The 5,583-nt window shown below is 72.5% G+C and carries 12 protein-coding genes and 1 pseudogene; 1 reads left to right on the top strand and 12 read right to left on the bottom strand.

Features of this window, described 5'->3' with window-relative positions:
* Nucleotides 1-39: 39 nt before the first annotated feature.
* The 5 genes from ABZ374_RS47810 to ABZ374_RS47830 are packed head-to-tail and all read right to left on the bottom strand — an operon-like array spanning nucleotide 40 to nucleotide 2,441.
* Entirely contained in the window at nucleotides 40-354 is a 315-nt protein-coding gene (locus tag ABZ374_RS47810; RefSeq protein ID WP_360324929.1) for a hypothetical protein, read from the bottom strand.
* The gene (locus tag ABZ374_RS47815; RefSeq protein ID WP_360324932.1) at nucleotides 351-515 is read right to left on the bottom strand and encodes a hypothetical protein; all 165 of its coding nucleotides are present in this window, start codon (nucleotides 513-515) and stop codon (nucleotides 351-353) included. Before ABZ374_RS47815 ends, ABZ374_RS47810 begins: the two co-directional genes overlap by 4 nt.
* Nucleotides 512-817, bottom strand: a complete 306-nt coding sequence (locus tag ABZ374_RS47820) for a hypothetical protein (RefSeq protein WP_360324934.1) — start codon at nucleotides 815-817, stop codon at nucleotides 512-514. Before ABZ374_RS47820 ends, ABZ374_RS47815 begins: the two co-directional genes overlap by 4 nt.
* Nucleotides 814-1,383 carry an ATP-binding protein gene (locus tag ABZ374_RS47825; RefSeq protein WP_360324936.1) on the bottom strand — a complete coding sequence of 190 codons (570 nt, stop codon included), beginning with the start codon at nucleotides 1,381-1,383 and terminating at the stop codon, nucleotides 814-816. The genes ABZ374_RS47820 and ABZ374_RS47825 overlap by 4 nt, the downstream gene beginning before the upstream one ends.
* The gene (locus ABZ374_RS47830) at nucleotides 1,380-2,441 is read right to left on the bottom strand and encodes a hypothetical protein (protein WP_360324939.1); all 1,062 of its coding nucleotides are present in this window, start codon (nucleotides 2,439-2,441) and stop codon (nucleotides 1,380-1,382) included. Before ABZ374_RS47830 ends, ABZ374_RS47825 begins: the two co-directional genes overlap by 4 nt.
* Nucleotides 2,442-2,551: 110 nt before the next feature.
* Between ABZ374_RS47830 and ABZ374_RS47835 the strand changes: the two genes are divergently transcribed.
* Nucleotides 2,552-2,794 (top strand): type II toxin-antitoxin system prevent-host-death family antitoxin, encoded by a 243-nt coding sequence (locus ABZ374_RS47835; protein WP_360324941.1) that lies wholly within the window; start codon nucleotides 2,552-2,554, stop codon nucleotides 2,792-2,794.
* Between the two features lie 102 nt (nucleotides 2,795-2,896).
* Here the strand turns inward: ABZ374_RS47835 and ABZ374_RS47840 are convergent, their stop codons facing one another.
* From ABZ374_RS47840 to ABZ374_RS47870, 7 genes and pseudogenes are all read right to left on the bottom strand, one after another.
* Nucleotides 2,897-3,025: a hypothetical protein gene (locus ABZ374_RS47840; RefSeq protein WP_360324943.1), complete on the bottom strand. Its 129-nt coding sequence runs from the start codon at nucleotides 3,023-3,025 to the stop codon at nucleotides 2,897-2,899.
* Between the two features lies 1 nt (nucleotide 3,026).
* Nucleotides 3,027-3,215, bottom strand: coding sequence for a hypothetical protein (locus tag ABZ374_RS47845; protein ID WP_360324946.1), 189 nt, complete (start codon nucleotides 3,213-3,215; stop codon nucleotides 3,027-3,029).
* 210 nt (nucleotides 3,216-3,425) lie between these two features.
* A pseudogene (locus ABZ374_RS47850) lies at nucleotides 3,426-3,662 on the bottom strand (WhiB family transcriptional regulator); the annotation flags it as partial.
* 47 nt (nucleotides 3,663-3,709) lie between these two features.
* The gene (locus ABZ374_RS47855; RefSeq protein WP_360324949.1) at nucleotides 3,710-4,687 is read right to left on the bottom strand and encodes a DNA cytosine methyltransferase; all 978 of its coding nucleotides are present in this window, start codon (nucleotides 4,685-4,687) and stop codon (nucleotides 3,710-3,712) included.
* Nucleotides 4,684-4,917, bottom strand: a complete 234-nt coding sequence (locus ABZ374_RS47860; RefSeq protein WP_360324951.1) for a hypothetical protein — start codon at nucleotides 4,915-4,917, stop codon at nucleotides 4,684-4,686. The genes ABZ374_RS47855 and ABZ374_RS47860 overlap by 4 nt, the downstream gene beginning before the upstream one ends.
* Nucleotides 4,914-5,120, bottom strand: a complete 207-nt coding sequence (locus ABZ374_RS47865) for a hypothetical protein (protein ID WP_360324953.1) — start codon at nucleotides 5,118-5,120, stop codon at nucleotides 4,914-4,916. Before ABZ374_RS47865 ends, ABZ374_RS47860 begins: the two co-directional genes overlap by 4 nt.
* Nucleotides 5,117-5,428, bottom strand: coding sequence for a hypothetical protein (locus tag ABZ374_RS47870; RefSeq protein WP_360324956.1), 312 nt, complete (start codon nucleotides 5,426-5,428; stop codon nucleotides 5,117-5,119). Before ABZ374_RS47870 ends, ABZ374_RS47865 begins: the two co-directional genes overlap by 4 nt.
* Nucleotides 5,429-5,583 lie beyond the last annotated feature (155 nt).

Here is a 5,583-nt window from a genome sequence, read left to right on the forward strand (position 1 = left end):
TGGCGAGGGCTCGGCGGACGGCGGCGATGGCGTCGTCGGTCACGTGGTGCTCCCGGTGGTGGGTGCGGGGTCGTCGGCCCGTCCGGTCGCCGCGGCCTTTCGGGCCCAGTGGGCGTGGTTGGCGGCGAGCACGGAGGCGGCGAACGCCGTGGCGCGTTCGATCGCCTCGGCAGGCGTGAGGCTGCGCGGGAGGTTCTCGCGGGGGTCGGGGTTGCCGTCGTAGCCCTCGCCGTGGAGGAGGCCGGTGCCGTGGCCGTGGGGTCTCCAGTAGGCGCGGCCGCGGCGGAGGTCGGGGTCGTAGGGGCGCCAGCCGGCGGCGAGGAGTTGGCGGCGGACGGTGGCGTTGTCGGTCACTGGGGCTCCGTGGTGGTGGGGTCGGGCAGGAGGCGGTAGCCCGCGTTCCGGAGGTCGAGCAGGATCCGGACGGACGTCGCGGCGGGGTCGGTGAGTTGGCCGCGGCGGGCTGCGTCCTCCAGGGCTGCGCGGATGACGGCGAGCGCGGCGGGCGGGATCATGCGGCCCTCTGCTCGGCCTCGTCGACCACGGCCCGGTAGGCGCGGTGCATCAGGGAGTTCGGGCTGCCGTTCCACTCGGCCGGCGGGACGTAGCCGGTCCACAGGCTGGGGGTGCGCAACCCGATGGGGTCTTGGCCGAGGCGGGCGACGAGGTCGGGGTGGCGCATCACGAGCCGGCGGACGCGTTCCCGCTCGGCGAGTGCGTGCGTGCCCTGGACCATCAGCGCCTCGGTGATGGCCCGCTCCCGGCGGAGGGCCTGGACGTCGGCGTATCCGAGGGGCTCGACCTCGCGGGTGTTCATGCGGCCCGCCGGCGGTCCTGGCCAGGCATGACGACCCGGGTGCACATCTCGGTGAGCCGGGACGCGATGCGGTCGCCGAGGACATCGGCGAGTTGGGTCGGCGTCACGTTGCTGGTGAAGATCGTCGGGACGCATTCCTGGTAGCGGTGGTTGATCAGCCGGTAGGTGACCTCCTCGGTCCAGTCCGAGTGTTTGGCGGCTCCGATGTCGTCGATCAGCAGCAGCGGGCAGGTGGAGATCTTGCGGAACTCGTCGGCGGAGTCGATGCCGGCGCGCGGGCGGAGGTCGGCGTACATGTCGGCGGCGGTGGTGGCGCGCCAGTCGACGGGGCGGACGGTGGAGACCGCGGCGCGGATGGCGCCGTAGGCCTGGTGGGTCTTGCCGACGCCGGTGCGGCCGAGCAGCAGCAGCGAGGGGCAGTCGTCGGGGGTGTCGCGGTAGCGGGCGGCCCAGGCGAGGACGTCGGGGAGGTCGGCGACGGCGGTGGCGTATCGCTTGGGGAAGAGCCGGTCGCAGCGGTCGAGTGCGCGGGCGATGCGCCAGTCGGGTTCGTTGTCGTCGCTCATGCGGTTTCTCCGGTCCTGATCTCGCCGTAGTAGTCGTCGTCGCTGTCGGGGTTGCGCCACGGGTGGTGGCCGCCGACTGCCTGGAGGCGGGGTTTGTTGGCGCGCTCGGCGGCCCATTTGGCGGAGCGGCGGATCCACTTCTGCCATTCGTCGTGCCAGTTGCGGCGTCGGCCGCCTTCGGCGCGGTGGTGGCTGACGAACTGGGCGGTCTCGTAGTCGGCGTCGATGACGGGGCCGAACGTGGCGAGGCACCAGCGGCGTTCGCCGTCGTTGATCGCGAAGTCGTCGGGGAGGGGGGTGAGGCCGTCAGGCCGATTCGCGCCGGCCCTTGTGTCGGCTAGGTGCGCGCTTTCGCGCGTCCCCCCTGGGGTTGGGGCAGGGGTAGGGGCAGGGGTAGGGGCAGGGGCGGCGCGCACATGTGCGCCTGCGCGCTCGCGCGTAGAGGGTTCCGGAGCCCCCTCAGATACCCCTTCGGAAGGGTTCGGGAGGGGGGTCGCCAAGGGTTCCGCAGGGGGTTCGGGAACGGTTTCGGAGCGGGTCGGCGGAGGGGTCGGGTCGGGTACCGAGATGGCCTTGCGAAGGGTTTCGATGTGCTCGATCACCTGACGCCGGACCGAGGGGCCCTCGCCGCGGGCGGTCTTGGTCGGCTCGTCGGACAACTCGTCCAGGGGCAGCCGATCCATCTCGTCGAGGAGGGCCCGGCGGAGCGGGTGGGAGGAGATCTCCTGGGCGCCGGACACCATCGCGCCCATGACCTTCGGCATCTTCCACACGCCGTCGTTTCGGACGAACGTGCGGATCAGAACCTCCTCGGTGTCCTCGTCCAGGACGATGAACCGCGCCCCGGCCAGGGCCTCGAGGTGGCCGTGCAGTTCGGCCAGGTCCAGGCCGGCGGCCTTGCGCGCCCACCGTCGGAGCGTCAGCGGCAGCAGCCCGGCGTGGTTCAGGTTGGGCTGCGAGATGAGGAAGAGGTAGAGCCGCTGCTGCGTCTGCGACAGGCACAGGAAGTCCTCGTCCTCCCAGATGGAGGTGAGGATGCGGCCGTGTGCGCGAGCCATCAGTGGGTGATCCGTTCTGCCGAGCGTGGAGGGGATGGGGTCGGGGCGTGCGGCATCGCTTTCGTCGATGGGGGTTCCCGACCGACGCGCTCATGTACATAATAGCGTTCATGACCCTCATGTACATGAAGCCGCTTGAGTACGATGTCGACATGACCGCGCCCAAGGCCGAACACGACGAGCCGATCGCCCAGGCCCGCAACAACCTCTCCGAGGTCATCAACCGGGCCCGCTACCTGGGCGAACCGACGTTCCTGCTGAACCGCGGGAAGCGCGTCGCGGTCGTCGTGGGCACCGACTTCTACGAGCAGGCCCTCGCGGACCGAGCGCGCATCGAATCCCTGGAGACCTGACACTCCGCACCTCCTCTCGCCCGGCTTCGGTCGGGCTTTCGTCATGTCCGCGTGCTCCCGGGGCGGGGGTGTGGACGCCCCGCCCCGGGGGTGTGGTGGGCCCTAGTCGGGCAGGGCGCCGCCGTGGCAGCGGGCGAACAGGTGGCTGCCGCAGACGCAGGTGAACGGGATGTCGGTGCGCTCGTACTCGTGGACCGGCTTGGGGGTCTCGGCGGTGGTCTGGTCGGTCACGTCAGTCCTTGGTGGTGTCGGCGAGTCCGGCGGCGAGGTGCCTGCTGGCGGCCTGCCGGATGGCGGGGTCGAGCTGCATCCACGCGTCGTAGGTCAGGCCGAGGATCGAGCGGTACGCGGCGGCCAACTCGTCGCGGAGGCGGAGTACTTCGGCTCCGGCGTCGGTCAGGGTGTGGGTGCGTTGGGTCATGTCTCGTCCTCGTCTCGCGGTGGTTGGTTGGGTCGGGGCCCGGCGGGGTCGTGTCGCCGGCCGGGCCCCGGGTCAGGCGGACACGCGCTGTTCGGCCCGGCGGACCGAGCCCGCGCGGCGGCAGGTCTCGCACCGCTCGCCCGCGCGCTCATGGCGCTTGAGGGCGGCCTCGGTGCCGCACGGTTCGAGCGCGACGACCGGCGCGGCGCCCGAGCGCTTGCGGATGTCGCGGCGCTCGTCCTCGGTCATGCCGCCCCACAGGCCACCGTCGATGCCCTCGCTCAGCGCATAGGCGCCGCACTCCCGCACAACCGGACAGCGAGCACAGACGGCCTTGGCCTCCGCCGTTTGGGTCTTCGCTTCGTTGGTGATGCCGACCGGGTGGAACAGCTCCAGCGGGTGGTCCTCGGTGCGGCACAGGGCGTCGTGCCGCCAGTCGCGGACGATCGGGTACGAGGTGGCGGACGTGTCGTAGTAGACGGCGGGGAGTCGGCTCACGAGGCCACCTCCAGGCAGGCGCGGTCGAGGAGGAGTCGGATGGCGGCGGCGGCCTGGGCGGGCACGACGCCGTTGCCGAGGGCGTGCAATTGCTGGCTGCGAGACAGGCCGGGGACGTCGGTGACGTGGCCCGCGGGCAGGCCCATCAGCCACTCGACGGCGACGGGGTTCAGGCGTCCGTCAGGGTCAGTTGGCCCGGGTGCGGGCCGGCCGAGGCGGCTGGCCCACAGTTCGACGGCGGGGGCGTAGGGGCCCCACGCGTCCGCAGTCTGGAGATCGAGGTCCGCAGGTCCGGGCCGCCCGTCCCGTGCGCGCCCGCACCGTTCGCATCGGACACGCGAGGGGTCGGCAACGCCTGCACGACGTTCGGCAGCCCGTCCTCGAACCCCCGGCCCCGGGCGTCCCTCGCCCTCGGTGTCGGCAGGCCAGGCGAGGATGAAGATCCGGTTGCGTCGGTGGGCAGCGCCGACCTCCGCCGCCGCCACGCGACACCATTCCGTGTCGAACCCGAGGTCGGCCAGGTCGCCGAGTACACAGCCGAGGGCCCGTAGAGCGTCGGGTCCGGCAGCCTCCACGTGCGGGTCTGTGGGTCCCAGACCGCGATCGGCTCGGGCACTGAGCAACCCTTCGACGTTCTCGATGACGACCAGTTCGGGCCGCAGGTGGTCGATGGCCCGGGCGACGTGATGCCACAGGCCGGAGCGGTTCGTTGCGGTGATGCCTTCGCGTCGGCCGGCGATCGAGACGTCCGTACAGGGGAAGCCGGCTGTGAGGATGGCGATCTTGGCGACGGTGGCGAAGTCGAGCTCTGTGATGTCGCCGTGGTTGGGGATTGCGGGCCAGCGGTGGGCGAGGATCGCGGACGCCCCGGGGTCGGGGTCGGCGTGCCAGACGACGTGGCCGCCGATCGCGTCGAGGACGGCCATGTCGAGGGCGCCCGTGCCGGTGCACAGGGAGCCGATGGTGTAGGTCACGCCGCGGCCCTCCGTCCCGCGCGCTCGTCGGCGATCAGGGCCCACTCGTCGGCGGCGATCACCGCGTCGACGTAGGCGGCGACGTCTCCGTCTCCGCGCAGGCACTGGGCGAGCCGCGCGGCGTGGGAGGCGAGGTTCCCGGCCTGGACCGCGCGGGCGCCGGCGGAGGCGCGGCGGGTCTCCCAGCGGATCTGGGTGAGGGTCCGCAGGTCGGCGAGCGTGGCGGTCACGAGGCGCCCCCGGCGGCCTGGTCGGCGCGGGCGATGCGGCGCTCGACCAGCGCCTGCCACTCGTCGTACAGCCAGGCGACGCGCGGCGTGGACTCCCCGCCGAGGAGCGCGTCGTGGTAGGCGTGCGCGGCGGCCTCGGTGAGGAGTTCGAGGCTGGCTTCGGGTGCGGGTCGGGTCTGCGGGCGCAGGCCGGGAGGGATCATCGGGGCGCCTCCGCCCAGAGCTGCGGGTCCCACCCGGCGTCAACGGCGTGGCACCAGGCCCAGTTGGTCAGGTCGCCGTCGTCGAGCCGCTCGGCGACCTGCGCGGCGAACCTGGCGGCGGCCTCCGGGTCCAGGGCGGTCAGGAACACCAGCGCCTCGGCGGCGACGAACGCGGCGACACCCGCGCTGATGAGCTGGGGGAACCGCTCGCGGTCGTTGATGTGCCGGGCGATGAGTGCGTCGGTCTCGAAGACCTGCTTGAGCATGGCCGCGGTGAGAGTGCCGGGGGTGTCGGGTGCGTCGGTCATCGGGTCCTCCGGTGCTGGTCGTGGTGGCCGGTGGCGCGGGCGTCGGCCTCGCGCTCGGCGCGGTTGCGGGCCTTCGCGGCGCGCATGACGGCGACGGTGCAGATCAGGCAGGCCAGGTAGGCGAGGACGGCGTCGAGGATCACTTCGCCCTCCGG

Origin of the sequence: Embleya sp. NPDC005971, assembly GCF_040629175.1 — a bacterium.
Taxonomy (GTDB): Bacteria; Actinomycetota; Actinomycetes; order Streptomycetales; family Streptomycetaceae; genus Embleya.